Origin of the sequence: Paraburkholderia sp. SARCC-3016 (assembly GCF_031119615.1) — a bacterium.
Taxonomy (GTDB): Bacteria; Pseudomonadota; Gammaproteobacteria; order Burkholderiales; family Burkholderiaceae; genus Paraburkholderia.
The window spans coordinates 1-25,330 of record NZ_JAVHZD010000001.1; the positions used below are offsets into that span (position 1 = coordinate 1).

Annotated in this window: 23 protein-coding genes; 10 read left to right on the plus strand and 13 right to left on the minus strand. The window is 63.7% G+C overall.

The genetic code is table 11. From position 1 onward, the window contains the following. The first annotated feature begins 30 nt into the window (after positions 1–30). Together QYH69_RS00005 and QYH69_RS00010 are read left to right on the plus strand one after the other, a co-directional pair. Complete coding sequence (locus tag QYH69_RS00005) at positions 31–1,044, plus strand: MFS transporter (RefSeq protein ID WP_308829904.1); 1,014 nt, start codon at positions 31–33, stop codon at positions 1,042–1,044. Positions 1,045–1,082: 38 nt separating this feature from the next. Then, positions 1,083–1,604 carry a single-stranded DNA-binding protein gene (locus tag QYH69_RS00010; RefSeq protein WP_308829905.1) on the plus strand — a complete coding sequence of 174 codons (522 nt, stop codon included), beginning with the start codon at positions 1,083–1,085 and terminating at the stop codon, positions 1,602–1,604. Positions 1,605–1,807: 203 nt separating this feature from the next. On the opposite strand, the gene QYH69_RS00015 is transcribed toward QYH69_RS00010, so the two are convergent. The 3 genes from QYH69_RS00015 to QYH69_RS00025 all read right to left on the minus strand — a co-directional run bounded on the left by QYH69_RS00015 (position 1,808) and on the right by QYH69_RS00025 (position 4,323). Continuing rightward, a complete protein-coding gene (locus QYH69_RS00015) occupies positions 1,808–2,338 on the minus strand; it encodes a sigma factor-like helix-turn-helix DNA-binding protein (RefSeq protein WP_308829906.1) in 531 nt (176 codons plus the stop codon). Positions 2,339–2,694: 356 nt separating this feature from the next. Beyond that, complete coding sequence (locus tag QYH69_RS00020) at positions 2,695–3,660, minus strand: LysR family transcriptional regulator (RefSeq protein WP_308829907.1); 966 nt, start codon at positions 3,658–3,660, stop codon at positions 2,695–2,697. A 300-nt stretch (positions 3,661–3,960) separates the two neighbouring features. After that, complete coding sequence (locus tag QYH69_RS00025) at positions 3,961–4,323, minus strand: BON domain-containing protein (RefSeq protein ID WP_308829908.1); 363 nt, start codon at positions 4,321–4,323, stop codon at positions 3,961–3,963. A 386-nt stretch (positions 4,324–4,709) separates the two neighbouring features. Between QYH69_RS00025 and QYH69_RS00030 the strand changes: the two genes are divergently transcribed. Then, positions 4,710–5,210 (plus strand): c-type cytochrome, encoded by a 501-nt coding sequence (locus QYH69_RS00030; protein WP_308829909.1) that lies wholly within the window; start codon positions 4,710–4,712, stop codon positions 5,208–5,210. Positions 5,211–5,322: 112 nt separating this feature from the next. Here QYH69_RS00030 and QYH69_RS00035 read toward each other — a convergent pair whose 3' ends face one another. Beyond that, positions 5,323–6,066 (minus strand): SDR family oxidoreductase, encoded by a 744-nt coding sequence (locus QYH69_RS00035; RefSeq protein WP_308829910.1) that lies wholly within the window; start codon positions 6,064–6,066, stop codon positions 5,323–5,325. A 154-nt stretch (positions 6,067–6,220) separates the two neighbouring features. On the opposite strand from QYH69_RS00035, the gene QYH69_RS00040 reads away from it, so the two are divergent. Continuing rightward, positions 6,221–7,162, plus strand: a complete 942-nt coding sequence (locus QYH69_RS00040) for a LysR family transcriptional regulator (RefSeq protein ID WP_308829911.1) — start codon at positions 6,221–6,223, stop codon at positions 7,160–7,162. Here the strand turns inward: QYH69_RS00040 and QYH69_RS00045 are convergent. From QYH69_RS00045 to QYH69_RS00080, 8 genes are all read right to left on the minus strand, one after another. Further along, positions 7,159–7,962 carry a hypothetical protein gene (locus QYH69_RS00045; protein ID WP_308829912.1) on the minus strand — a complete coding sequence of 268 codons (804 nt, stop codon included), beginning with the start codon at positions 7,960–7,962 and terminating at the stop codon, positions 7,159–7,161. The two genes, QYH69_RS00040 and QYH69_RS00045, sit on opposite strands and share 4 nt — an antisense overlap. Before the next feature lie 165 nt (positions 7,963–8,127). After that, complete coding sequence (locus QYH69_RS00050) at positions 8,128–8,964, minus strand: c-type cytochrome (protein ID WP_308829913.1); 837 nt, start codon at positions 8,962–8,964, stop codon at positions 8,128–8,130. Beyond that, entirely contained in the window at positions 8,961–10,598 is a 1,638-nt protein-coding gene (locus tag QYH69_RS00055) for a b(o/a)3-type cytochrome-c oxidase subunit 1 (RefSeq protein WP_308829914.1), read from the minus strand. The genes QYH69_RS00050 and QYH69_RS00055 overlap by 4 nt, the downstream gene beginning before the upstream one ends. Beyond that, positions 10,585–11,166: a cytochrome C oxidase subunit II gene (locus QYH69_RS00060; RefSeq protein WP_308829915.1), complete on the minus strand. Its 582-nt coding sequence runs from the start codon at positions 11,164–11,166 to the stop codon at positions 10,585–10,587. Before QYH69_RS00060 ends, QYH69_RS00055 begins: the two co-directional genes overlap by 14 nt. A 9-nt stretch (positions 11,167–11,175) precedes the next feature. Next, positions 11,176–11,349, minus strand: a complete 174-nt coding sequence (locus QYH69_RS00065; RefSeq protein ID WP_198039176.1) for a hypothetical protein — start codon at positions 11,347–11,349, stop codon at positions 11,176–11,178. A 64-nt stretch (positions 11,350–11,413) separates the two neighbouring features. Further along, the gene (locus QYH69_RS00070; RefSeq protein WP_308829916.1) at positions 11,414–12,796 is read right to left on the minus strand and encodes a cytochrome c; all 1,383 of its coding nucleotides are present in this window, start codon (positions 12,794–12,796) and stop codon (positions 11,414–11,416) included. Further along, positions 12,793–13,416 carry a c-type cytochrome gene (locus QYH69_RS00075; RefSeq protein ID WP_308830319.1) on the minus strand — a complete coding sequence of 208 codons (624 nt, stop codon included), beginning with the start codon at positions 13,414–13,416 and terminating at the stop codon, positions 12,793–12,795. Before QYH69_RS00075 ends, QYH69_RS00070 begins: the two co-directional genes overlap by 4 nt. 444 nt (positions 13,417–13,860) lie before the next feature. Further along, a complete protein-coding gene (locus QYH69_RS00080) occupies positions 13,861–14,784 on the minus strand; it encodes a LysR family transcriptional regulator (protein WP_308829917.1) in 924 nt (307 codons plus the stop codon). A gap of 195 nt (positions 14,785–14,979) precedes the next feature. On the opposite strand from QYH69_RS00080, the gene QYH69_RS00085 reads away from it, so the two are divergent. Beyond that, positions 14,980–16,287 carry an MFS transporter gene (locus QYH69_RS00085; protein ID WP_308829918.1) on the plus strand — a complete coding sequence of 436 codons (1,308 nt, stop codon included), beginning with the start codon at positions 14,980–14,982 and terminating at the stop codon, positions 16,285–16,287. A gap of 83 nt (positions 16,288–16,370) precedes the next feature. Here the strand turns inward: QYH69_RS00085 and QYH69_RS00090 are convergent, their stop codons facing one another. Next, complete coding sequence (locus QYH69_RS00090; protein ID WP_308829919.1) at positions 16,371–17,402, minus strand: hypothetical protein; 1,032 nt, start codon at positions 17,400–17,402, stop codon at positions 16,371–16,373. Between the two features lie 625 nt (positions 17,403–18,027). On the opposite strand from QYH69_RS00090, the gene QYH69_RS00095 reads away from it, so the two are divergent. The 5 genes from QYH69_RS00095 to QYH69_RS00115 all read left to right on the plus strand — a co-directional run bounded on the left by QYH69_RS00095 (position 18,028) and on the right by QYH69_RS00115 (position 25,222). Beyond that, complete coding sequence (locus QYH69_RS00095) at positions 18,028–18,660, plus strand: response regulator transcription factor (protein ID WP_308830320.1); 633 nt, start codon at positions 18,028–18,030, stop codon at positions 18,658–18,660. 174 nt (positions 18,661–18,834) lie between these two features. Continuing rightward, the gene (locus tag QYH69_RS00100; RefSeq protein ID WP_308830321.1) at positions 18,835–19,515 is read left to right on the plus strand and encodes a response regulator transcription factor; all 681 of its coding nucleotides are present in this window, start codon (positions 18,835–18,837) and stop codon (positions 19,513–19,515) included. A gap of 197 nt (positions 19,516–19,712) precedes the next feature. Beyond that, complete coding sequence (locus QYH69_RS00105) at positions 19,713–20,354, plus strand: response regulator transcription factor (RefSeq protein ID WP_308829920.1); 642 nt, start codon at positions 19,713–19,715, stop codon at positions 20,352–20,354. A gap of 267 nt (positions 20,355–20,621) precedes the next feature. Next, on the plus strand, positions 20,622–21,380 hold the full coding sequence (gene aqpZ / locus QYH69_RS00110; RefSeq protein ID WP_308829921.1) for an aquaporin Z: 759 nt from the start codon (positions 20,622–20,624) through the stop codon (positions 21,378–21,380). Positions 21,381–21,412: 32 nt separating this feature from the next. Next, positions 21,413–25,222 (plus strand): ATP-binding protein, encoded by a 3,810-nt coding sequence (locus QYH69_RS00115; protein ID WP_374992329.1) that lies wholly within the window; start codon positions 21,413–21,415, stop codon positions 25,220–25,222. Positions 25,223–25,330 lie beyond the last annotated feature (108 nt).

The following is a 25,330-nucleotide window of genomic DNA, read 5'->3' on the forward strand; positions in this document are numbered from 1 at the left end:
CGTAGCCATGTCGTTCTGTGAGCCAAGGAGTTGGTAGAATGTTTTGTCTTCCTAAGACCGCTTGGCCTCCGACTTTACGGCTGGGTGTCGGACAAGGTCGGCCGCAAACCCGTTATCGCGACAGGCCTGCTGATCTTCGCGCTAGGCAGCTTCGTGGCGGCGCTCGCGCACGACATGACGTGGATCATCGTCGGCCGCGTCATTCAGGGCATGGGCGCGGTGTCGTCGGCGGTGATCGCGTTCATCGCCGATCTGACCTCCGAAGAACATCGCACGAAAGCCATGGCCATGGTTGGCGGCAGCATCGGCATTTCGTTCGCGGTGGCGATCGTCGGCGCACCGGTCGTGTTCCAGTGGGTCGGCATGAGCGGGCTGTTTTCGCTGGTCGGCGTGTTCTCGGTGCTCGCGGTCGGCGTCGTGCTGTGGATCGTGCCCGATGCGCCGAAGCCCGTGCACGTGCGCGCGCCGTTCAGGGAGGTACTGCACAACGTCGAACTGCTGCGGCTCAATTTCGGCGTGCTCGTGCTGCACGCCACGCAGACCGCGCTCTTTCTCGTCGTGCCGCGCATTCTCGAAGCGGACGGCCTGCCGGTCCACTCGCACTGGATGATCTACCTGCCGGTCATGGGGCTGTCGTTCGTCATGATGGTGCCCGCGATCATCGCGGCCGAGAAACGCGGCAAGATGAAAGCGGTGCTCGTCAGTGCGATTTTCCTTATCCTGATCGGCCAGTTACTGCTGGGCGCCGCTGCGCATACCATAGCGATCGTGGCGGCGATCCTGTTCGTCTATTTTCTCGGCTTCAATATTCTCGAAGCGTCGCAGCCTTCGCTGGTCTCCAAGCTTGCGCCCGGCACGCGCAAGGGCGCGGCGGTCGGCGTCTATAACACGACGCAGTCCGTCGGGCTCGCGTTGGGCGGCGTGGTCGGCGGATGGCTTTTGAAAATCGACGGATCGAGTGCCGTGTTCTATACGTGTTCGGGGCTTGTTTTCTGCTGGCTTATAATCGCCGCAAATATGAAACAGCCGCCGCGCAAGGCTTGACGCCGCCGTCCGCAAGCAATGATTAACTGGAGAAACTAATGGCATCCGTGAACAAGGTCATTCTCGTCGGCAATCTCGGCGCCGATCCGGAAGTCCGTTACCTTCCGAGCGGCGACGCAGTGGCGAACATTCGCCTTGCCACGACCGACCGCTACAAGGACAAAGCGTCCGGCGAAATGAAGGAAATGACCGAGTGGCATCGCGTCTCGTTCTTCGGACGGCTGGCCGAAATCGTGAACGAGTATCTGAAGAAGGGTTCGTCGGTATATATCGAAGGACGCATTCGCACGCGCAAATGGCAGGCGCAGGACGGCACCGATCGTTATTCAACCGAAATCGTCGCGGACCAGATGCAAATGCTCGGCGGCCGCGGCGGCTCGGGCGGCGGCGGCGATGACGGCGGCTATAACCGTGAACCGGCTGAACGCAGCGGCGGTGGACGCGCGGCAGGCGGCGGCGGGGGCGGGGGCGGTGCGCGCAGCGGCGGCGGTGCTGCAAGCCGGCCGAGCGCGCCGGCCGGCGGCGGATTCGACGAGATGGACGACGATATTCCGTTCTGATCCGGCGTGCGCCGCGCGCGCGGTGCCTTGACTGTCGTAGTCGTTCGTATCCGCTGCGTCAACAGTACGAAGTCCGGAACGAAAAAGGCCGGAACCTTACACCAAAGGTTCCGGCCTTTTGCCTGTTTAGCGGCCTGGCGCGAAGCGGCTGCCCCTGTGAGCCGAAGCGTCCGAGCCTGCCGCAGCACCCCGGCGATATTCCGTCAGCACAATTCGGATTGCCAGGCGCCGTTATATTGCCGATGCTTGCTGAGCATAACCGCGACCTTGGCCCGCCCTTGCGCGACGATTTCGGCAACCTCGTTCTTCGAGATGCCGAGCACGTCGCCCGCCTCCGCATAGCTCAGACCCTCGACGAGTACGAGCAGCATCGGTACGCGTTGCGAATCGGGAAGCGACGCGACCGCGTGTCGCAACAGACAATGGATGCATTCCGTCGCCGGACGCTCGCGCGAGTCGCCCGGCCCGCACGCGCAATCGCCGCCGAGCGGCCGCAGCTGCGCATACCGTTGCGCGTAGCCTTCTTCGAGCCAAAGCGTCGCCATGATCGAAAAGAACCGGTGCAGCGGGCGCAGACACCGCGACGCGCCGCGGCTCAGTTCTCCGGCCGAGAAGTGCCGGCATGCCTGCACGACGAGCCGCTCGGCGTCCCGTTCCTGCTCGGTGAGGCGCAGCGCGAATGCCCAGATGCGCGGCAACGACTCGATACCGGCGATGCTGTCCTGGTTGATCATACGTCAGTGCCCCCTGAATGCCCCCGAACTCAAACGCAATCGCGCGGCGAGCTTGCGACCACAAGCCATGCCCGGTCCGCGCGAAAAAGCGGAACCTTGTGAAGCAATGGATGTGAGTAAGGATTTTGTATGAAGTGGGCCGAACGGCCCACCGCGACCTTGTGACCGATGTTAAAGACTGCGAAAGCAGTTCAACACCACGATAGGCGAAAGGCAACGTTGCATGTCGCGTAACGAACTCTGCCGATGCCGGTCGCCGCGCCGCCGCGCTTGAACGAGCAGTCGCGAAGCGCGTTATTCGTTTGCCGCAATTCAGATATGCGTGCCGCGAAAGGCCGGTACGTTGTTCACCTGAATCAAACTTCGGTCGACGTCGCGATGTACCGCGAGACCATCAGTTCATCGCGCCCGAGCGCCACGGGCAACTTCTCCGCGATCAGATCGATCCACGCGCGCGTTTGCGCGGGCAGATAACGGCGCGACGAAATCAGCGAGTAGACGCCGATTTCCGGTGTGCGCCATTGTGGCAGCACCGTCACGAGATCGCCGGTCTTCAGGCTGTCGATGATCGACCATGGCGGCAGCAGCGCGATGCCGAGACCGCTCAGCGCCGCGCTCAACACCGCATCCGGCGAGTCACCTCTGAATGGACCGGATATCGGCAACGTGATCGTCGAATCGCCGTCGGTCAGTTGCCAGTCGCGCGTGATATTGACAAGCTTCAGGCAGCTATAGGTCATCAAATCTTCGGGGTGCGACGGAGTGCCGTGATGCGAGAGGTAATCGGGCCGTGCGCACAAGATACCGCGCACGCCGCCGACCTTGCGTCCGACGAGTGTCGAATGCGGCAGTTCCTGCGCGAAGTAAACACTCGAATCGATTCCTTCGGCGAGCACGTCCGGCGCGTTCTGACGCGTCGTAAATTCGACCTTTACGTCGGGATAACGCTGCAGATACTCCATCAGCAACGGCAGCAGATGATGCCGGCCGAAGCTCGACATGCACGACACCTTCAATGTGCCGGCAGGCCGCGTCGCCGCATCGCGCGCCTCGTTCTCGGCTTCGTCGACGAGGTCGAGGATCGATCGGCATTTGAGCAGATAGCGCTCTCCGGGGCCCGTCAGCGACACGTGGCGGGAATTGCGATGCAGCAGTTTGGTGCCGAGCCTTTGCTCCAGTTCGCCGATCATTCGCGACACTTGCGCAGCGGTCAGGTCGGACTGCAAGGCGGCGGCGGTGAAGCTGCGCGCGTCGACGACCCGCACGAACAGACGAATCGCGTGCAGGAGGCCGGAGTTCAGGCGGGGTGAACTAGTGGACATGGTGCTGGCTGAATAAGTGCCAAGGATCGTCCGGTCAACGCAATTCCCCGGTTATTGTGTTTTGAATGAACCGCGCAAGGCGGCCGATTGGACGGATAACACCTTGGCGCGTGCTTTATTCCGCGTTTCGCCGATTTTTTCGATAGACGATTTGATGAGTGCAGCAGGTAATATTGACCTGCCATATAGCATGCCGGCCCCTGCGGCGGGGGCCGTCGCTCGCAAAAAAAAACCCCGCGTCGCGGCGGGGTTCTTTCCATACGGCCGATGCCGTTCTCGCCATCGGCGACGCGCCGCGCGTCAGTTGCCGCCACCTTGCACGCCGAGCGTGACTTTGTTGTTCACCGACTTCACACCGGCGACGCCCTTCGCGATTTCGCCCGCCTGAGCGATCTGGTCGCCTTCCGGCACCGTGCCGGACAGCGTCACCGCACCGCTGCGGGCTTTCACGAACACATTGGAGACATCGAAGCCCTGAGCTTTCGCCATCGCACGGCGTACGTCGCGAGCGAGCTTGCGGTCCGCCTTCTTCATCGCTTTTGCGTCGGTCGTGGTGGCGGTCGACGGATTCGCCATCGAATCGCTCGTCTGCGACCAGGCGCTCGACGTGACAGCCACGCATCCTGCAACAACCATCACCTTCAACAGATTGATCGCGTTCATGACAGCTCCTTTTTGTCTCGGTTATTGGGGGGCCCGCGTAACGAATCGGAAAACTGCGGCAAAGCAAAAGTAAAAATAGGCAATTGCAGCCCTATTGCAAGGCTGAATTGACTCATAGTTTCCATACGGCAGGGACAGTATGCACGCGTCGCCCGCTAGATGCATCGCGTGCTTCGCGCAAGCCCGTGCGCGACCAGTTGTCCGGTGAAGCGAAGCTGGTAAAGCGCCTTTATCGCCTGATTCTCAATAACAGTCCGCCATTTAAGCATTCGGAATAAAGCGATTTTCGACGGTGTTTTTTGCGGCAAGGCGGTGCCGTTCCGCCCCGACAAAAAACCGCCCGGGCAATCGGCCGCGGCACCTACAACCCGTTGGAGAACAATGAAATGACGGACAATCAGTCGAAGTCTGCTTCGCTTATCGGGCGCGCGGCCCGCGACCCGCGTGCTGCCCGCCTGGTACGCCATGCCCTCAACGCGCTCTGCATGCTCGCGCTGCCGCTCGCACTTGCGCCGACGGCTGCATTCGCGAAGCCTCCGATCGATTCGGAAGCGGCGCTGATCGCACACGGCAACTACATCGTGCATCGCGTCGGCATGTGCACCGACTGCCATACGCCGAAGGATGACCACGGGATGCCGATTGGCGCTCAGGACCTGCAGGGCGCGGAACTTCATTTCACGCCGGATGTGCCGGTGCCGGGCTTTACCAATCGCTCGGTCAGGCTCGCGGGCCTGCCGGCCGGGTACACGGAAGCGCAACTCGCGACGTTTCTCGAGACGGGCCACACGGCGAACGGCGGAATGGCGCGTCCGCCGATGCCCGCTTACCGTCTGAACGAGCACGACGCACGGGCCGTGGCGGCTTACCTGCACTCGCTCAATTGAGCGACGCGCGATGCGTGCGGCAGCCTGACGCAGCTCCGTGAGGCTCGCGCGAGATCTTCGAACTGCTGAGCTTCGGGTCCAGCCGCATTGCGCCGTGGGCCGCCGCTTGCGTTCATGCGGCGCCGCCGTTCGCTCGCAGAATCTGCCCGTTCACCCAGCCGCCGTCGGGTCCGGCGAGGAACGATACAACCGCCGCGATTTCATCGGGCCGGCCGAGGCGCTGCAGCGGCGGAATGTTCGCGAAAGCCTGGATCTGCTGCTCTGTTTTGCCCTTATAGAAGAGTTCGGTGCCGACCGGCCCCGGAGCGACCGCGTTGACCGTCACGTTGCGGCCGCGCAGTTCCTGCGAATACGCGCGGGTCAGCGCTTCGACGGCGCCCTTCGAGGCGTTGTACAGCGCATAACCGGGTTTGTTGAGCGCGATCGACGTGCTCGAAAAGTTGATGATGCGGCCGCCTTCGGCAATCCGCGACCACGCTTCGCGCATCGTGTTGAACGTGCCGCGCACGTTGGTGTTTATCGTCTGTTCGAAGGCTTCGTCGGTGGTGTCGTTGAGCGGCACGACCTTCATCACGCCCGCATTGTTGACGAGCACGTCGACCTTGCCGAGTTCTTTCTCGACCGTGTCGAACATGCGCCGCACATCGGCCGGGTCCGCCACGTCGCCCTTTACGGCAACCGCCATCGTGCCTTCTTCGCGCAGTTCGGCGACAAGCGCCTCGGCCGCCTTCGCGCTCGACGCATAGTTGATTGCAACGGCGAACCCGTCCGCTGCGAGTCGCGACGCAACCGCTGCGCCGATGCCGCGTGCCGCGCCGGTGATGAGAGCCACTTTTTCGTTCCTGATCGCGTTCATGATTCGTTTCCTTTGAAGGTGTCGAGTTGGTGAACGAATCATGGACGAAATCCGGGGCGAGATAAGCGGGTGTAAATTGGCATAATCATTCCATTTGCTTTAACAAAACTGGGCGGACCGAAGAGGCAATCTTCGCGGCGCGACGGAGCGGAACATGGATCGGTTTCAGGAAATGCAGGTCTTCGTGCGCATCGCCGAGCGGCAAAGCTTTACGCGCGCGTCGGACGATCTGCAGATTCCACGGGCGACCGTCACGAACCTGATGAAGCGAATGGAGAAGCGCCTCGGCGCACGGCTGCTCGAACGCACGACGCGTTCGGTGCGCCTCACGCACGACGGCGAGGCGTATTACGCACGGTGCGTCCGGCTGCTCGCCGACCTCGACGAGGCGGAAGGGTCGTTTCGCCATGTCGCGCCAAAGGGGCTGTTGCGGGCCAATCTGCAAGGCACGCTAGCGCGCCACTTCGTGATGCCCGCACTGCCGCAGTTTCTGGGCCGCTTCCCGCAAATCGAACTGCATCTTGCCGAGGACGACCGCTTCGTCGACCTCGTGCGCGAAGGCGTCGATTGCGTGCTGCGCGCCGGTACGCTGCACGATTCGTCGATGGTCGGACGGCGCCTTGCGCGGCTCGAGCAGGTGACGGTCGCGAGCCCCGCGTATCTCGACGCGTACGGCGAACCGCAAACGCTCGACGAACTGCGCGCGCATCGCGCGGTGAACTTCGTTTCGAGCGCGAGCGGCAGCCCGATGCCATTCGAATTCACGGTCGACGCTCGCGTGACCGAGGTCGCCGTCGGCGGAATCGTCGCCGTGACATCGGCCGATCTGTATACCGGTGCGGCGCTTTCGGGCCTGGGTCTCGTGCAGGTGCCGCGCTACCGGATTGCCGATGAACTTGCACGCGGGCAGTTGAAAATCGTTCTCGAGCGGTTCGCACCGCCGCCGATGCCGGTCACGGTGCTTTATCCGCAGAACCGGCAGTTGTCGTCGCGCGTGCGCGCATTCGCGGACTGGCTGCGCGAAGTGTTCGAGACGGCCGCGCCAGCGGCTGCCGGGCACGCGGCGGCAAGCGTGTCACTCGCGGCGCGCCGCTAGCGGTCCAGATGCGAAAGCGCATCGCGCATCGGCTGGCTCGATGTGGTGAGCGGACCGGTCAACGGCGTATCGAGGTCGACAATCACGTACATCGCCGACGCAATCGACACCGCGCCGAGCGAGATCATTACCAGTGCAAGCGCGTTGCGCGGCGCGATCAGACCGAAGCTCAGAAAGATCACGAACAGCCAGAATCCGAGCGTCGTGAGAAACGGCCGCGAGAGCGAGCTGTGCGCCTCTTCGAGCAACTTCCAGCGCGCAGCGACGAGCCGGTCGAACTGACTCAGTATCTGGTTCAGCGCGCGCTGTTGCGCTGCGTCTTGCGCCCGCAGGTTGCGCGCCTCCATGTTCGCGGCGTTCAGCATCTGGCCGAGTTCGATGCTCTCGAGGCGGTTATAGGCAGTCGATGGAAACGCGCGCTTCGGGTAGTAATCGCCGGGCGGCGCAGGCTCGTTCGGCCATGTCGATGCGATCGCTTCGGCGGTATAGACGCGCAGCATCGTACGCACCGGCTCGGCATCCTTACCGTATTCCCGCAACGTCTGGTCGAGCCGGATCAGGTCCGACGCGTAGGCGCGAAAGTCGTTGCCGACCGTATCGAAGCTGTTTTTCGCGGAAGCCGTGAGCAGACCGAGCACCAGGGCCGCGAATGTAACGAGCATGCCGATCACGAGCTGGATCAGCTGCACCGTTTCATGCGCCTTGTGTTCTTCGGGCAGCAGCGGCTTGACGAACCAGCCGATCGCGGTGCCGATGAGCAGCGCGACGAACACGACGAGCGCTGACGTGATTTCCTGCATCGGAGCGGCTCCCGGACGCGAAACATGGCGCCGGCGCACAGGGCCCTTCCGGTGACGATGCACGATGCACGATGCGGCAGGGACGATGCGGGCGCAATCAATCCGGCAATGTGCCCGTATCGCGCGTGAAGCGCAAGGCGTGTCTTCCAGAGCGTTGCGGCGCGTTCACGGCTGTGCTGCGTAATACTTCGCGACGCCGTCGATTTCCTCCGGCGTCATGTTGCGCGCGACGTTGCGCATCTGCTCATTGATGTCGTTGCGGCGCTGGCCGTCGGCGAAGAGCCGCAACTGCCCCGCGAGATAGACCGAAGACTGTCCGCCGAGCCACGGCGCCGCGCCTTTGCGGTCGCGTTCGCCGTGACATGCGGCGCACGGGGCGATATTGCGCATCGGGTCGCCTTCGTTGACGAGCTTGCGAATTGCATGGTTTTCGGCGCGCGCTTGCGTGCTGTCTTGTGCACCCGTCGCCGCGCCGCCTGGTTCCGCCGGACCCGGTCGCGGCAGCGACGCATAGTACGCGGCGAGGTCGTGCAGATCGCGGTCGTTCAGATTGCGGATGATGGGCGGCATGATCGAGTTCGGCCGCTGGCCGCTCTGGTAGTCGCGCAGCTCCTTGTATATCGCGTCCGCATACTGGCCCGCGAGCACGGGCGACGTGACCATCACGACGCCTTGCACGCCGTGGCACATCGAGCAGTTCTGGGCGAGCGTCGCGCCACGGCCGATCGATACCGCATCGGCATGCACGCGGTGCAGCGGCGGCATCACGATCACATCGCTCGGCGGTGCACCCGCGATGTCGACCGCGCCGCTGTACCACGATTCCGGTGCGCCGGCCGCGCGGCAGATCGTTGCCCACAGGCCGCCGCGCGTGAAGTCAGGATGTTTCGACGGCAGCCAGACAAAGCCGATCAGTATCGCGACGATCGCGATCGCGAGCGTATAGCCGACGCCCGCGGTGAACCAGCGATTGCGCAAGCTGAATACGCGCTCTTCACTCATCGCGACGCTCCTACCGCCACCGCGGGCACGGAAGTTTGCGGCAGCGCGACCAGCTGCGCGATCGGCACGCTGTAGTTGACGACCGTGAGGCCGATCATCAGTGCGACCCACAAACCGAAACCGTTGAGCGCCGCCGGCACGCGGTCGACCGGATGTGCGGGCACGCTGAAGCCGAACGGCCGCGGCTGCTCATCTCCCGCCCGAGTGGGCCCGAATTGCCCCTTGACGAGGATATAGATGAACATCACGCCCGAGACGACGAGCACGAGCCCGCCGAATGCCGACATGGCGACCCACACGGCCTGCGCTTCGATGCCGGGCGCGCTGTAGTCGTAATACGCCATGCGGCGCGGCGCGCCGAGCAACCCGACGTAGTGCCAGGGAATCGTCACGACCATCATGCCGATGAACCACAGCCAGAGCTGCGTGCGTATCAGGCCGACGTGGCCGAGCGCGCGGCCGGTCAGTTGCGGCCACAGCTCATAGGCGATCGCAAAGTACATGATTACGATCGCGCCGCCGAAAATCAGATGGAAGTGGCCGGTGACCCACTGCGTGTTGTGCACCGATTCGTTCAGCTGGTAGCTCATGTTGATGAGCCCGCCGGCGCCGCCGAAGCCGAGCATGATGAACGAGAACGCAATGACGAGCATCATCGGATTGCGCCACGGCAGCGCGGCGAGCCAGCCGAACGCACCCTTGCCACCGCGCAGCCGGCCGGCGATTTCGACCGACGCGCAGATCGTAAACACGGTGAGCAGCGTCGGCACCGACACCATGCCGGTGAACACCGCATGCAGGAACTTGAAGCCCGAACCGACCTGCGGATCGGCGAACAGATGGTGAATGCCGATCGGCATCGCGAACACGAGGAACAGAATGAACGACACGCGCGCCATCGAATCGCTGTACAGACGCCCGCCGATCGCACGCGGCACGATCGTGTAATACGCGATATACGCGGGGATCAGCCAGAAGTAGACGATCGCGTGCAGCGTCCACGAAAAGAGCACGCGCGCGAGGCCCGCGTCGATGGTCGACTTCAGGCCGAGCGCGACGGGCAGGATCTGAAACAGGATCTCGACGGCGGCGCCGACCGCGGTCCACGCCCACAGATAGGCACCGGCGACATTCGCGAACATCGCAAGCGGCACCGGTTTTCCGGGGTTCGCGCGTTTCCATACGCGCAGGTTCACGTGCATTAGCGCCACCCAGATCCACGAACCGACCACGACCAGCACCACGCCGATGTAATAGAACGCGTTGCCGACCATCGGCGGATAGAACGTGTAGAGCACCGATGCGCGGCCCATCGCAACCGGAATCGTCGCGACGACGGCGCCGATCGCGAGCAGGATGAAACCGGCCCAGCCCCACTTGAGACCGACCAGCGCCTGCTTCAACGCGAGTTCGACGATCGCATAGCCGAAGCCCATCGCGACGAGCGTCGGCAGCACGTAGGCCATCACTGTGCCGTGCTCGGTCACCGAACGGTAGTAGAGCTCGGGGTTGCCGAGCCATGGATGCAGCGGACTGCGCACGAGCATCTGCCAGGCGCCGAGAAAGAGCGCGAAGATGAACGCGATAAACGCGAGCCAGAAATGCGCAAGAACGAGTCGCCTAGCGTGCCACACAGCTGAGCCTCCGGTTTTGTCGCGCCTGCTCGAAGAAGGCGGCCTTGTCGATCACTTTCACGTGGGCCCACATCGTCTGATGGCCGAAGCCGCAGAACTCGTGGCATGGCATCAGGTGCTCGCCGGGCTTGTCGAAGCGCGTCGTGAGCGTGGCGACGTAGCCGGGCACGACCATCGTGTTCACATTCGTGTCGGCGATCAGCAGGCCATGCACGACGTCCGCGCTCGTCGTGCGCAGTGTGACCGGCGTATCGGTCGGCACGAGCAGACACTGCGGCGTGAACGAGTATTGCTGCGCGATGAAGCGCACGATGACCGAGCCGTCGGGCTCGACTGCGCTGCCGAGATTGCTCTCGACGAACTCGCCTGAAATTTGCAGCCGCGACGGGTCGATGGTTTCGACGCGCGACGGCGGCATGATCGCCCAATGCAGTCCCGTGAATACCACGACGGCGAGCATCAGCACAATGATCGCGCCCGCGAACCAGGCCCAGCGGCGCTCGGCGAGCGCGGCGACGCGTTCTGCGGGGCTGCCGCCGTTTCGATGATCGGAAGGTTGGCTCGACATGATTAGCGCTTACTGGATGACGCCGCGCGGCAGGAAAACGAGAAAGTAGAAGCCGATCCAGATCGCCAGCACGACAAGCGCGGCGACGCCGGCGAGCGCGATCGCGCCGCTCGGCCCGGCGGCGACGATGCGCTCGACGTCTTCGTCGGAAGCGCCGGCGCTGGAGGATTCGTTGACATCCATCTGCATGTTCTCCCGATGCAAAGGGTTCGGCGCTGCTGCCGCGAAGCGGCCGCGCCACGCGCTTTCAGCGCAGCGGCGCGTTGCGCAGGTCGTTGACTTCTTTCGGCGTCACCGGCAGCCCGTGATTGCCCCACGCGGTACGGATATACGTGACTACCGCGGCCGCATCGGCATCGTTCAGTTCCTGTGCGAACGGCGGCATGCCGTAGGGCTCGGGGTTGCGCCGCGTGCCGGGCGGGAAGCCGCCGTTCAGCACGATACGGATCGGGTTGACGGCCGAGTCCATTTCGATCGACTGATTGCGCGCGAGCGGCGGGTAGTGCTGCAGCTTGCCCTCGCCGTTCGCGCCGTGGCACATCGCGCATTTGTCCGCGTAGATATGCTCGCCGCGTGCGAATATCTTCGGATCGGCCTTTGCCGACGGGCCGGTCTTGCGGCCGGGGTCGTTGTCCGGCAGCGACTTCAGGTAGACGGCCATTGCCTTGACGTCGTCGTCGTTCATGTACTGCAGACTGTGATAGGTCACTTCGGCCATCGGACCGTACACGGCGCCGCGATCGGAAATGCCCGCTTGCAGCAGGTCGACGATGTCCTTGATGCTCCAGTCGCCGAGGCCGCCGTCCTTGTCCGAGGTCAGCGACGGCGCGTACCAGTTCTGCACCGGAATCAGGCCGCCCGCGAACTGCTTGTCGCGCGACGAGCCGCCGAGCATGTTGATCTTCGTGTGGCACATCGTGCAGTGGCCGAGCCCTTCGACGAGGTAAGCGCCGCGGTTCCATTCGACCGAGCGCGTCGGATCGGGCTTGAATTCGCCTTCGCGGAAATAGAGCGAGCGCCAGCCGATCAGCAGATCGCGATGATTGAACGGAAAGCGCAGTTCGTGCGGTCGGTTCGGCTGATGCACGGGCGGCACCGACATCAGGTACGCGAAGATTGCATCGGAGTCCTCGCGGGTGACCTTCGTATATTGCGCGATCGGCATTGCCGGATAGATGAGCTTGCCGTCGGGGGCTTTGCCCGTGCGCATCATATTGAAGAATGCGTCCGCGCTCCAGGTGCCGATGCCGTATTGCACATCCGGCGAAATATTCGGCGAATACAGCGTGCCGAACGGCGTTTCCATCGCGAGGCCGCCGCCGAATGTCCTGCCGCGCGGCGCGGTGTGGCACGCGACGCAGTCGCCGGCGCGCGCCAGATACTCGCCGCGGATCACGATCTCCGGGCGCGTGTCCGGGGCGCTTGCCGGGCTGCTTGCACCCGCGCCCGCTGCGGCCGTGGTTCTGGCAGCTTCGGCAGCGCGGGCTTTCTCGACGAACGGCGCGTGCGCGAGCGTTGCCGCGCACGCGAGCGCCGCGACGGTGAGGGCGGTTCTGGTTGCGAAAGAACGGATCGCGATCGATCGCGTCATGCGTCCCATCAGTCCAGCGGGATAGAAGATCGGCTTCATTCCGGTTGACTCCCGCATGCCATCGGCAGCCGCCCCGTTTGATTCGCTGCAGGCGTCGGATCCGCGGGCCTCGGCTGACGCGCGAGCCAGCTCGACACCGCCGTGATGTCGCGATCGGTCAGCTTGACGGCGATCGTATGCATGCAGTCCGGCGCGATCGCGTGGCGCGTGCCCGAGCGCCATGTGCCCATCTGCCCGGCGATATAGCTCGCGTGCAGGCCGAGCAGGCCCGGAATGCCGGGCTGCGTGCCGGTGAGCCGCGCGCCGTGACACGACGCGCATGCGGGCAGCTTGCGCGACGGATCGCCTTGCATGACGAGCTTCTTGCCGTAATCGAGCACGCTCGCGGGCAGCGGCTGCGTGTCCGGGTTCGGATACGGCGGCTGCAGCGCGGCGAAGTATTCGGCGATCTTGTGCAGATAAGGGTCGGGCAGGAACGCGAGCAGATAGCCCATCGGCGGATAGTTGCGTCCGCCGTCGCGAAAGGCGATCAGCTGGTTGAACAGATAGTCCGCCGGCTTGCCCGCGATGCGAGGAAAGTAATCGTTGTTGCGGCCCTGGCCCTGGACGCCATGACAGGTTGTGCACGCATGCATCCGTTCATCCATGGCCGATGGCATCGAGGCGGCCTTGCCTGGCGTTGCGGTCTGGGTGGCGGTCTGGGTGGCGGTCTGGGTGGTGGTTGATGTCGCCGCGGCCGTGCGGCCCGCATCGGCTGCGGTATCGGCTGCGCACGCCGGAATGGCCGCGTCGGCCAGTAGCAGGCCTATGAAAAGCACGACCGATATGCCGACAGTTCCGCGACGCACGAGGAGCCTCGTAGGTAGTGAGGGTTGGCTTCTACTTCGAATTGTTCTTGCACCCATGCGAGACCTTGGCGTCCCGCGACAGTCTGCTACCTGCTACTGCGAATCCTGTCCATCATACGTGCCCTCGTTTGAGCTTTCAACGGAAGGTGTTCGATCCATTTGATCTATGTCTATTTACGAACGAATTTTTAATCGCATAGCCGTATCGTCATGCGCGCGACATGTTTGCATCCACTTTCCCGTTGCCGTGCTCGCTCAGGCGAGCAGCCGCGCAAATGCGGTGCGTGCCTCGGTGACCCGTTCGCTTTCGCCGACGCGCGCCGGCAGCAGATGGAATTCGACCGATGGCAGCGGCGGCAGGCCGATGTTCGCCGCGCATGGCACAAGGCCCGCACCGAGCGACGATTCGTTTAGGCATGAAATGCCGAGCCCCGCCTTGAGCGCGAGCTGCAGGCCCGCGACGCCCGACGCCGAATGCGATACGACGTACGGCACCTTGCGCTCGTCGAGCAGCTTGACGACGAAGCGCTGCAACTGGCAGGTCGACGGCAGCAGCACGAGGCGATAAGGCGGCGGGTGATCCGTGGCATGCGGCGACGCGCGTGCGGACGTGCGCGCGTCGGCGTCGGCGCTCGTGACCCACAGCAGCTTCTCGCGCCTGACGACGGTGCTCGCCTTGCGCGATGTGCCTGCTCCCGCACGCCGGTTGCCGGGCGTGACGATACGCAGCGACAGGCCGATGTCGAAGGCGGCGTCGTTGGCTTCGCCGCTGTCGATGACAGCGCTCGGCAACACCGTCACATGCAGCTTGAGCCGCGGATGCTGTTCGGAGAACGACTTCAGCACGCGGGCGATGTCGTGCGGACGATAGTAGTCGGTGACTGCGATACGCAGCTCGCCGTCGAGCGAGCGGCCCTGCAGGTCATCGAACGCAGCTTCGCTCATGGCGAGGATCCGGCGCGCGTGCTCGAGCAGCCGCGCGCCAGCGGGCGTCGCGGTGACGCCGAGCTTGCCGCGCACGAAGAGCGGCTGGCCGGTGCGCTCTTCGAGCTTCTTCAACTGCTCGCTGACCGACGACTGCGACAGGAATACGCGTTCCGCGCCGGCCGATACGCTGCCCGCTTCGGCGACTGCGACGAAGGTTCGCAACTGGTTCAGATCGAATGCGCGCTGATTCATGGATGCGGCTCGGGAAAACGGAGGTGGCAAGGGCGCAGACAAAGTCTGTTTCCAGATTTCGGATTATCCGATAGATGGCATTGAATATTCCCGCTTTTCCGATAAATGGTGGCCCCGTACGATCAGCCCTGTCAATGCCTTTTGCGGAGAGCGGCAATGCGGTGCGAACGAGGTTTGAACAATGCGGTCCGCGGGATGAGCCATCGGTGGAAGGTGCTGGGCGTGGGCTTTGCCGCCAATGCGAGCTTTGCGGCCGCGTTCTCGGGCATCCCGGCGACCGCGGTCTATCTGCGCGCGGACTACCACCTTGCCAATGTCGGATTGGGCCTCGTGCTCGGGATGCTCGGTCTCGGTATTGCGTTGAGCGAAGTACCGTGGGGCCTGCTGACCGATCGTTGGGGCGACCGTCGCGTGCTGCTGCTCGGCCTTGCGTCGACGGGGGCGGCGTTGGCAGCGATGGCGATGTTTGCGGTTGCGCGTGGCGCCGATGCGTCCAGCCACGCTTTCGCTCACGTGTCCGGTCCGGTAGCCGATCATGCGCGAAGTTTCGTCGCGCTCGCAGGCGGGTTGCTCGCGGTCGGCCTGTTAGGCGGCAGTGTCAACGGTTCGAGCGGGCGGGCCGTGATGGCGTGGTTTGCCGAAAACGAACGCGGTTTCGCGATGAGCATCCGGCAAACCGCGGTGCCCGCGGGCGGCGGGCTTGGCGCGCTGGTGTTGCCCGCGTTGGCATCGCAAGGCGGATTCGCAGCTGTGTTTGGCCTGCTTGCCTTGTTGTGCGGCGTGACCGCGGCCTTGACATGGTATTGGTTGCACGAGCCGCCGCCGTCGTATGCGTCGGCGACCCAGGCTGCGGCGATGCTCGGCGCGCGCCATGCCGTCTCGCCGCTGCGCGATTTGAGCGTATGGCGTGTCGCGCTCGGCATCGGCATGCTCTGCGTACCGCAGGCTGCGGTCATCACGTTTACCGCCGTCTTTCTGCACGACTTCGTTCACGCGAATCTCATGACGATCAGCGCGACCCTCGTAACCGTGCAAGCAGGCGCCTCCGTCGCACGCATCTGGAGCGGCCGCTGGACCGATCGACGCGGCAACCGGCGCGCGTATCTGCGCGCCTGCAGTCTCATTACCGCGCTCCTGTTTGCGGTGATCGCGATCGTCGTCATATTGATGGCGGGCGCCGGTCCCCACGGTCAAACGCAACGCGTGATGCTGGCGGGCATGCTTGCCATGGCCGGTTTGTGCGCATCGGCATGGCACGGTGTCGCATTCACCGAACTCGCGACACTCGCCGGCACGCGCCGTGCGGGCACGTCTCTCGCGATGGGCAACACGGGCGCATTCATGACGTTGTTCGTTACACCGCTGGCTATTCCGCTGCTTTTGTCAGCGGGATCATGGCCCGCGGTGTGGGCCGCAGCGAGCGTGTGCGCGCTCCTGGCAATACTCGTATTTCCGCGGCCGCTGCCCCGCGCAACCGCGCGCTCGACTGCCGCTCGGGTCTGACGGTACGCCGACGTACGGGTCGTCAGCGGGATATGGGCGCCTGGGCGGACCTGAGTACCCGCCTTTGTATCGATCGGTGTCTATCAGAACCGGTAGCCGATGCCTGCCTGGATCATGTCCGCATCGAGACTGTTGCGCGTGACCACGCGGTTCCATGTGACCCGCGCAAGCCAGCGCTTGCTGAACCGGTAACTCGCGGACAGCGACACGAGTCCCGATATCGTGCCTTTGATGCCGGCCGAGCCGGGCGTGTCGAAGACGTCGATCGCGTAGTAAGCGCCCGCACCGGCCGCGAGCGTCAGATGCTCGTTGAAGAATGCGCGCGTGAGCCAGAGCTGTGTGGCGAGGCCGTTGCGCCGTACGGCAGCGGGCACGTTTTCGTGCATGTACGTCGCGGTCCAGTCGAGATACCTGAAGAGGCCTCGCCGATACTCGACGCTCGTCGAGAAGCCCGATTCGGAGTTGAGCGAGTTCTTGATCGTCTCGCCGGCCAGCACCGTGAATTCATTGCTGGTCACACGATCGCTGCGGCTGACTGGCCGGTCGCGCGGGCCCGGCTCGTCGGGCGCGTCGAGCTGGTAGCCGACGCCGAACAGGATGCCGGTCGTATTCGGTCCGCCGTTCAGCTGCACGCGGTTTAGCTGCAGCTGCATGATCCAGCGATTCGACGTGTAGTACGCGGCGCGCACGCTCATCAATGCGCCCCAGCCGTGGTTGTTCATGAAACCGTTCGGGCCGTTCGACACGGTGTCGGAGTACCGATAAGGGCCGACGCCGGCCGACAGCACGAAGCGCCGGTTCTCGAGCGGCAGCCGCCCCCACAGCTGAATGCTCTGCCCGTCGCGATGGTGATCGGGCAGGTGCCCCTCGTTGAGCCATGCGATGCCGAGCGCCGCGTATCGGCCAAGCCCCTCCTGATAGTCGAATGCCCACGAATACGTGTGTGAACCGGCACCGGTCAGCGCTCCGCCGAAGAGCGCGAATTCCTGTGCGCTCGCGCGTTCTGCGTGGCAGGCGCCGACGCCGACGAGCAAGGTGGTCAGCAAGCGAAGCAGCGAAAAGCGCGATGTCCGGCTGGACAGTTGAGAAGTCGATTCGCCACGATCGGCAGGCATCAAACGAGACACCAGCACTTCCTCCCATGCAGAGAACTAAAAGAAAAGCAAGGCATTGGCAAACATTGTCTGACTTAGCAATCGTTCAACTCAGATATACCTGATGTTGTGCCGACAATTACCGACACTTTGCCACAGTGACGTCGGGAATGCAGATTCATGCTCAATCTGGAATCGCAACAACTGAGGAATTGATAAGAACTGACAAGAAGATCGGTCACTCCGGTGGGTCTGCTTAAGGCGTCTGTGAGCCAACGACGCCGTGATTCAGAATATTCGCCGAGAATTTTCAGACGTTGCTTCAAAGAAAATTGAAAATTGGGAATGGCAGATTAAATAGGTTAACTTGGTAATCCTGATCGGTTATTTTATTGGCTTCTTTCGAATTTTTGACGATTCGGAACTCTCTGATTCTATTTCTTTGCGCAAGATGTTTTGATTACGATTCCCGCACGCCTTTTGCCGCCTCTATTGGTCATCGAGTACCGACGGTCTTAAGCACCCTTGGCCGGAAGTCCAGCAGGCCGCAATGTCGAACCCCCCGTTCTCCATGTCACGCGAATGGGCGCGTCAGGAACACCAACAACAAACAAATATCGAGGGAGCATCCGTGAATCTACGAGTCATTCTGGCGGACGATCATCCGTTCGTACTGCTCGGCATCCAGGCCACGCTTGCAGAACAGTGCGACGTGCGTGTAGTCGGTGAGGCGACGAGTCCGGCGTCGCTGTTCGAAGTCATGCAGGGCACCGCATGCGACGTGCTCGTCACCGATCTCGCCATGCCGAACGAATCAGGCGATGCCGAAGACGGACTGCGGCTGATCCGCCGCATCCGTAGCGACTGGCCTGAAGTGCGCATCGTCGTGCTGACGAGTCTGACCAATGCAGCGATTCTTCGTTCGATCATCTCGGCGGGCGTGCTCGGCATGCTCAATAAGATCGAGTCGATGGACGAACTCGCAGCCGCAATTCGTGCAGCGGGTGCCGGGCGCCCGCACGTAAGCCGCTCGGTGCTCGACGCACTCTCGTCGACCAACGGCGAAACGTTGAAGCTGCTGCCGATGCGCGATCTGTCTCCGCGCCAGACCGAAGTGCTGCGCCTGTTCGTGCGCGGTCATTCGATCTCCGAGATCGCCCAGCATCTCGGCCGCGACGTGCGCACGGTCAGCCGCCAGAAGCGCGACGCAATGGCGAAGCTTGGCGTGAGCAACGATCCCGGCCTGTTCGCGTTTGTGCGTGCACACGGCCTCTCATGACGCGGTCTTACATGACCCGAAATTCTTCAGATATCGAATGTGTTTTGTTGCGAATTCTCATTGCTAATTCGGAGCAATCTTATGTCTGTCCGGCACTAAATGCATGATTCTCGCCGGGTGCAGCTAACGCTCCGTTATTTGGCCTTAGGACACGGATCAAAAGGAGCTTTTTCAATGAATGCCAGGAACGACATCACCGCGCCAGTTCGAACGATCATTGCCGACGATCATCCGCTCGTGCTGCTGGCGATTGAGAATCTGATGTCGACGTATCCCAACATGGAGGTCGTGGGACGCGCTGCAGATTCTTCTCAGTTATTCGCCGAAGCGGGGCGAGTGTCGTGCGATCTGGTCGTTATGGATCTGTACATGCCCGGTGGCATGTACGGCGATGGACTCGACATGGTTCGCGAATTCCGGGCGCGGTTCCCCGAGGTCGTGCTTGTCGTGCTGACCATGGAAACCGACGCGGACGCGCTGCAGAAGGTCATCGCGCTCGGCGTCGGCGCCATTGTGAGCAAACGTGACCGGATCGACCTGATTCATGTTGCGATCATCACGGCACTTGCGCACGAGTGCTATCTCGGCCCCGCGATCCGCGTGCTGCTTGCGGATGCAACGATCGCCCGCAGACTCGACTACGTTCGTCAAGTGTTGTCTCGGCGCGAGCTCGAAGTTCTGACTCTTTACGCGTCTGGCTTGGGCGTGACTGAGATCGCGTCGAAACTCGGCCGCAGCGTTAAGACCATCAGCGCGCAGAAGTGCACGGCGATGCGCAAGCTGTCGTTGCATAGCGACGCCGATATGTTCAGGTTTGCCGTCGAACACGGTGTCGTTTCCGCCGATCGGGCGTAGGCCGCTTACCGGCTACGCCTCGAACGCACAGCAATCGCGCTCGCCAGCCGTCGGGTCGGGCTCCTCGCTGTTCGTGTTCACCTTGGTGGCAACGGACAGCGAGCGTGACGCGATGCGACGCGAAACATGCATAACTGGTGGCACAAGCCCGGGGATTCGCGACGTGCGGGGCTGTCCACACGCAGACAAAGAACAACATGGATCAGACTATCCGGATCATCGTCGCCGATGACCACAGCAGCGTTCGCCTCGGCGTCAGCAAACTGCTCGGCAGCGTCCCCCATATGTCGGTGGTGGGCGTGGCGTCGGACACGCTCGCGCTTGCCGAATTGCTCGATACGTGCCCGTGCGATCTGATCGTATCGGACATCGGCATGCCGGGCATCGACGGGGAGAGCAACGCAATCATCTTTTTGCGGCGCACGCTGCGTTACGTACCTCAAGTACCGATCGTCATTCTGACGATGATCCATCAAACGAGAACATTGGCGGGACTGTTGAACATGGGCGCGGCCGCGATCGTCGACAAACGTGACGCCGCCGCTTCGCTGATTACCGCAATCGAAGCCGCGTATGCGGGCCGGCGCTTCCTGTCGAAGCACGCCCGCGAAGCAATCGGCGACGCCGCGAAAGTGCAGCCGGGCGCCGCGGTGCTGAGCGCACGCGAGTGGGAAGTGTTCAGACTCTATGTGCAGGGCCTGACGATCCAGCAGATCGCCGAGCGGCTCTCGCGCAGCGGCAAGACGATCAGCACGCAGAAGCGCAACGCGATGCGCAAGCTGGGGCTCGAAGATGAGCTCAGCCTGATCGCATATGCGAGGCAGATCGGTTTGACGTGACACCCGACGCACGCGTTTTACGTTTCTCATGCAGCGAACGAAGAACAAAGTTCACACACTTGTTCAGTGTTTCCTTCATTTAAGAATAGTCCGATTAACCTGACCCGGCATCGACTCGACAATTTGCGGTCGCGCCCGGCCGCTGCCGGGCACGCCGCGCCCGGAAATGATTCGTTATGCACAACGATATGCGAGTGGCGCAACACTGAGGGGTAGCCATCGCAGGCTGGCCTTCGTCGATATGTGACGCATGGACGGGAAATCGCAATGGCAAGCCTGGGTAAACGGTTGGTAGTCGAAGGTGCCGGTACGGCCTGGCTCGTATTCGTCGGTTGCGGCAGCGCGGTCCTGAACGCGGGGGCGGTGCAGCAGGGTTGGGGCGTACTGGAAGTGCCGTTTGCATTCGGTCTCGCGTTGACGACGGCGATCGCGGTACTCGGACGCGTGTCGGGCGCGCATTTCAATCCCGCGGTGACGATCGGCTTTGCGACTGCACAGCGCTTCCCGATTCGCGATCTGCTGCCGTACATCGCGGCTCAACTGATCGGGGCGCTGCTCGGCGCCGCACTGCTCGCCTATGTGGCGAGCGGCCGGCCGGGTTTCGATCTCAGCGCCAGTGCGTTCGGCGCGAACGGCTACGGCGATCATTCCCCGTCCGATTACCGGCTTCGTGCGGCGCTCGCCGTCGAGTTCGCGATGTCGTTCGTGTTCGTCTTCGTCAATCTCTCGATGCTGGCGCGAAACAGGTCGGCATCGTTCGCACCGTTCGTGATCGGCGCCTGCTTCACGCTGATCTATCTGGTTGCGACGCCCGTGACCAATGCATCGGTCAACCCTGCGCGTTCGACCGCCGCGGCGCTCTTCGTCGGCGACTGGGCGCTCGATCAGCTGTGGCTATTCTGGGCCGCGCCGATGGCCGGCGGTCTGCTCGCGGGCCTCGCGTACCCGCTGATGTGTGAACCGGGCAACGCCGCTAACGCATACGACGTGCACGAAGACGGGGCCGCTCCCCGCGGCTTCCGCTGATGGCGGGCCATGACCGCCGCGCGCGCGTGACGATGCAGAACGAAACCGGCGCGCGCGCCCGGCTTTACCGTCCCGCCGGCCGCTCGCTGCGTCGCTGGATAGTGCGAGCGTTGATGCTGGTGGCGCTGTTTGCGGTGTATCGGTCACTCTTCGCATCGCCTGCCGTTATCGACGCGGCGCCGTCATCCGGTGCGCGCAGTACGCAAACCTTTCCCCGCAAACTGACGATCGGCGTGCTCGCGAGCGGGTGGTCGCCGTTCGAAGAGTTCGACGACGGTGAGCTGACCGGCCTCAGCGTGGATTACCTGCGCGCGCTTGCGGGCCCCAATGTCGAATTCGACGTGAAAACCTATGCGGACATGCCGCAACTGCTCGCCGCTGCATGCGCGAATCAGATCGACGTGTTGATGAGCGTCGCGCGCACGCCCGAACGGGAGCATTGCGTCGTGTTCACCGCACCGTATTTCGAAGCGTCGACTTCGGTCGTCACCCGCACGGACGATGTCGACGCGCCCGAGCGCGTGCGAAGCGGCGCCGTGCGCGTCGCGGTCGAGCGCGGCTTCCTGCTCGACAGCGTGTTGCGCGAGCGTTTTCCGCGCGCGCGCATCGACGCGTTCGAAGACACGGCGGCGGCCTTGCATGCGGTCGAACGTGGCGACGACGATGTCTATTTCGGCTACACCCCTGCGGTGCAGCACTACCTCGCTCATCACGAATTCGCCGCGCTCAAGGTGGCCCTGGAAGAGCGGCCGCGCAACAGCGAATTGCGCTTCGCCGTGCCGCGCAGTCGGACCGTCTGGCGCAATGATCTCAATCGCGCGTTGACGGCGTTGCCTGCGGAACAGGCGGTCGCGATCCGTACGCGCTGGATCGCGGACGCCCACCGCGTGCCCACGGCTGCCGCGATGCCGGCCGGCGACGACGCGCGCAAGGAAGGCAATCCGACCGTCACCGCATTGCGTTTGCTGCCGCTGCTGATCGGCATCGGCGTCACGCTGCTCGTGACCTTGCGCGCGTACTCGCTGCTGCAGCGCGAGGTGCGGCGCCGCGAGCAAACGGAGCGCGAACTCGCCGCGCAGCTGAACTTCCAGCAGACGATGATGGAGATGGTGCCGTACCCGCTCGTCGCGAAAGATCTGAGCCGCCGCTATATCGCCGTCAATCAGGCGTTCGAACGGCTGACCGGCTTGAGCCGCGCAGCGGTGATCGGCCGAACGAGCACCGATGTGCTTGCGTGGGGCGAAGAAAACATCGAAAACCTCGAGCGTTTGACGGCGCATTCGTTGGCGACGGGCGAGCGCGCGGAAGCCGAACTGCAGTTCTCCGATCACGCGGGCGACGACCGCCGCGGCCTGTTTTCGGTCTGCATCTGCCACGACGTCGATGGCGCGCCGTCGTGCGTGCTCGGCACGCTTATCGACATCACGGACATCCGCCGCGCCGAGATGCTTGCGCGCGAAACCGAGCGGCGTCTTTTCGACGTCACGCGATCGTTGCCCGCGGTCGTGTTCCAGCTGCGGCGCGCGCCCGACGGCGCGTATTCGTTCCCATATATCGGCGGCGATACGAAATACTGGCTCGGCCGCGACAGCGGCACGCTGATGCGCGGCAGCGCCGTGAACTTCGGCCGCGTCAGCGTGGCAGACCGCCCGCTCGTGATGGCCGCGCTCGAGCGCTCGGCGAGCGCTGCGACGCCGATCCATCTCGAGTTCCGAATGGCGAGCATCGACGATTCGCGCTGGGTGCGCGCCGAACTCGTGCCGCGCGCCGAGGCGGATGGCGGCACGGTCTGGAGCGGCTACTGGGTCGACGCGAGCGCGGAGCGCTTGCGTTCCGATGAACTCGCGCGCGCCCGCGATCTTGCCGAAGCCGCGTCGCGCGCCAAAGACGACTTCCTCGCGATGATGAGCCATGAAATCCGCACGCCGATGAACGGCGTGCTCGGGCTCGTCGAAGTGCTCGAGCGCACGCGGCTCGACGCGGACCAGGGCGAGATGCTGCGGATGATCCACGAATCGGCCGGCGCGCTGCTGCAGATTCTCGACGACCTGCTCGACTATTCGAAGATCGAAGCAGGGCGTCTCACGATCGAAACCGAGCCGCTCGATCTGCGCGATATGGTCGATACGGCCGTCGGGCTGCTCGCCGCGCGTGCCCACGAAAAAGGCCTGAAGGTGCGCGTCGATGTCGAGCCGCAGGTGGCGGCCGTGATGCGCGGCGATAGCGTGCGCTTGAGGCAGATCCTTTTCAATCTGCTTGGCAATGCGATCAAGTTCACGCCGTCCGGCGAGGTCGATGTACACGTGGCGGTCGCGCGGCATACCGACGCGGGACAAATGCTGCGGATCACCGTTGAAGATACCGGCATCGGCATCGCGCCCGAAGTCCAGGCCCGGCTTTTCGAGCCGTTCGTGCAAGCCGAGACGTCGACGACACGCCGCTTCGGCGGCACGGGCCTCGGGCTCACGATTTGCCGCAAGCTCGTCGATCTGATGGGCGGCACGCTCGAATTGCACAGCACGCCCGATGTCGGCACGCGCATGACGCTGCAACTGCTGATGCCGGTCGAGTCGCCGAGCTATACACTCGGCGGTTTGCGCGGCAAGCGAGGACTCGTCGCCGTCGCCGACAGGCGGGTCCGGCAGGCGCTGCTGCATTTCGGCGCGGCGCTCGGCATCGAATTGCGTGCCGTGTCCGACGGCGCGCCGGAACTGCGCGACGCGCAAGCGCTCGCCGCCGTCGATCTCGTCTTTATCGGCGATGGCTTCGAGGTTGCCGCTCACGCGCTGCCGCATGCGCGCGTGATTCGCCTGACCGAAAAGCCGAAGCCGACCGGCTATCGGATCGTCGACGATACGGTGCGCGTAAGCGTCAATCCCATTTCATGGCGCGGCCTTAGCGCCGCATGCGCGGCGGCGCTGACCGGTCTCGCACCGAAGCCCGCTCGCGAGCGCGTGCGCGGCGAGCAGATCGAGCCAGTCACGCCGCCCGATCGCGAACGGGCGATTGCGAGCGGCCGGCTCGTGCTTGTCGCCGAAGATCATCCGGTCAATCAGGAGCTGATTCGCCATCAGCTTGCGTTGCTCGGCCTCGCATGCGACGTGGTCAACGATGGCGAAGAAGCGCTGCAAGCGCTCGCACGGACGCGCTACGGCTTTCTGATCACCGATTGCCATATGCCGAATCTTTCGGGTTACGAACTGGCGCGCCGCGTACGCGCCAGCGAGACGGGCGGCGCGGCACATCTGCCGATCGTCGGCATCACGGCGAATACCGCGGCCGAAGATCTGAAAGCGTGCCGCGACGCAGGCATGGACGATTGCCTGATCAAGCCGACGCGGATCGCTACTTTGCGTGAGCATCTGAGCCGCTGGATCGCAGCCGACGGTCATCGCCGGCCGGGGCACGACCATGCCCCGGTTGTGGACAGCGATAACGCTTCGGCGTCCGGCGCGGCGCCGTCGGCGGCCACGGAAAGCCGCGATGGAGCGGCCGAGTTGTTCGTGCCCGTCGACCTCGCGCATCTGACGCGCATCTGGGGCAGCGAATCGACGGTGAAAGCGTTGCTCGATTCGTTCGTCTCGTCGGTCCGCGACGATGTGCGCGCGTTGCCGCCGCTGCTCAAAGAGCCCGACGTCGACGCATTGCGCGCGTGGCATCATCGCGTCGCGGGCGCGGTCGGCGTGCTGCAATATCCGCCGCTTTTCAGCATCCTCGAAGACTATCGCCGCGGCATCGCCGGCAGCGAGCCCGAGCGTCTGCGTGTCGATGGCCTTGCGCTCGTGCGCAAGTGCAATGCGATGCTCGACGGCATCGAAGGGCAAGCGGCGCTGCTCGCCTAATGGAAGCCGCGCGATGCGGCTTCCACGCCAACCCCGAAGAGGCGCGCGACGTTGCCATATGCGTGTCTTCGAATTCAACTAGTATGTGCGCAGAAGTTCGACACGGGT

What these genes read in the sequence shown, in the direction of transcription:
- QYH69_RS00010 (WP_308829905.1), top strand. Translation starts at nt 1,083, where the DNA reads ATGGCATCCGTGAACAAGGTCATTCTCGTCGGCAATCTCGGCGCCGAT.
- QYH69_RS00015 (WP_308829906.1), bottom strand. Translation starts at nt 2,338, where the DNA reads ATGATCAACCAGGACAGCATCGCCGGTATCGAGTCGTTGCCGCGCATC.
- QYH69_RS00020 (WP_308829907.1), bottom strand. Translation starts at nt 3,660, where the DNA reads ATGTCCACTAGTTCACCCCGCCTGAACTCCGGCCTCCTGCACGCGATT.
- QYH69_RS00025 (WP_308829908.1), bottom strand. Translation starts at nt 4,323, where the DNA reads ATGAACGCGATCAATCTGTTGAAGGTGATGGTTGTTGCAGGATGCGTG.
- QYH69_RS00030 (WP_308829909.1), top strand. Translation starts at nt 4,710, where the DNA reads ATGACGGACAATCAGTCGAAGTCTGCTTCGCTTATCGGGCGCGCGGCC.
- QYH69_RS00035 (WP_308829910.1), bottom strand. Translation starts at nt 6,066, where the DNA reads ATGAACGCGATCAGGAACGAAAAAGTGGCTCTCATCACCGGCGCGGCA.
- QYH69_RS00040 (WP_308829911.1), top strand. Translation starts at nt 6,221, where the DNA reads ATGGATCGGTTTCAGGAAATGCAGGTCTTCGTGCGCATCGCCGAGCGG.
- QYH69_RS00045 (WP_308829912.1), bottom strand. Translation starts at nt 7,962, where the DNA reads ATGCAGGAAATCACGTCAGCGCTCGTCGTGTTCGTCGCGCTGCTCATC.
- QYH69_RS00050 (WP_308829913.1), bottom strand. Translation starts at nt 8,964, where the DNA reads ATGAGTGAAGAGCGCGTATTCAGCTTGCGCAATCGCTGGTTCACCGCG.
- QYH69_RS00060 (WP_308829915.1), bottom strand. Translation starts at nt 11,166, where the DNA reads ATGTCGAGCCAACCTTCCGATCATCGAAACGGCGGCAGCCCCGCAGAA.
- QYH69_RS00065 (WP_198039176.1), bottom strand. Translation starts at nt 11,349, where the DNA reads ATGGATGTCAACGAATCCTCCAGCGCCGGCGCTTCCGACGAAGACGTC.
- QYH69_RS00070 (WP_308829916.1), bottom strand. Translation starts at nt 12,796, where the DNA reads ATGAAGCCGATCTTCTATCCCGCTGGACTGATGGGACGCATGACGCGA.
- QYH69_RS00075 (WP_308830319.1), bottom strand. Translation starts at nt 13,416, where the DNA reads ATGCCATCGGCCATGGATGAACGGATGCATGCGTGCACAACCTGTCAT.
- QYH69_RS00080 (WP_308829917.1), bottom strand. Translation starts at nt 14,784, where the DNA reads ATGAATCAGCGCGCATTCGATCTGAACCAGTTGCGAACCTTCGTCGCA.
- QYH69_RS00085 (WP_308829918.1), top strand. Translation starts at nt 14,980, where the DNA reads ATGAGCCATCGGTGGAAGGTGCTGGGCGTGGGCTTTGCCGCCAATGCG.
- QYH69_RS00090 (WP_308829919.1), bottom strand. Translation starts at nt 17,402, where the DNA reads ATGCCTGCCGATCGTGGCGAATCGACTTCTCAACTGTCCAGCCGGACA.
- QYH69_RS00100 (WP_308830321.1), top strand. Translation starts at nt 18,835, where the DNA reads ATGAATGCCAGGAACGACATCACCGCGCCAGTTCGAACGATCATTGCC.
- QYH69_RS00105 (WP_308829920.1), top strand. Translation starts at nt 19,713, where the DNA reads ATGGATCAGACTATCCGGATCATCGTCGCCGATGACCACAGCAGCGTT.
- aqpZ (WP_308829921.1), top strand. Translation starts at nt 20,622, where the DNA reads ATGGCAAGCCTGGGTAAACGGTTGGTAGTCGAAGGTGCCGGTACGGCC.
- QYH69_RS00115 (WP_374992329.1), top strand. Translation starts at nt 21,413, where the DNA reads ATGCAGAACGAAACCGGCGCGCGCGCCCGGCTTTACCGTCCCGCCGGC.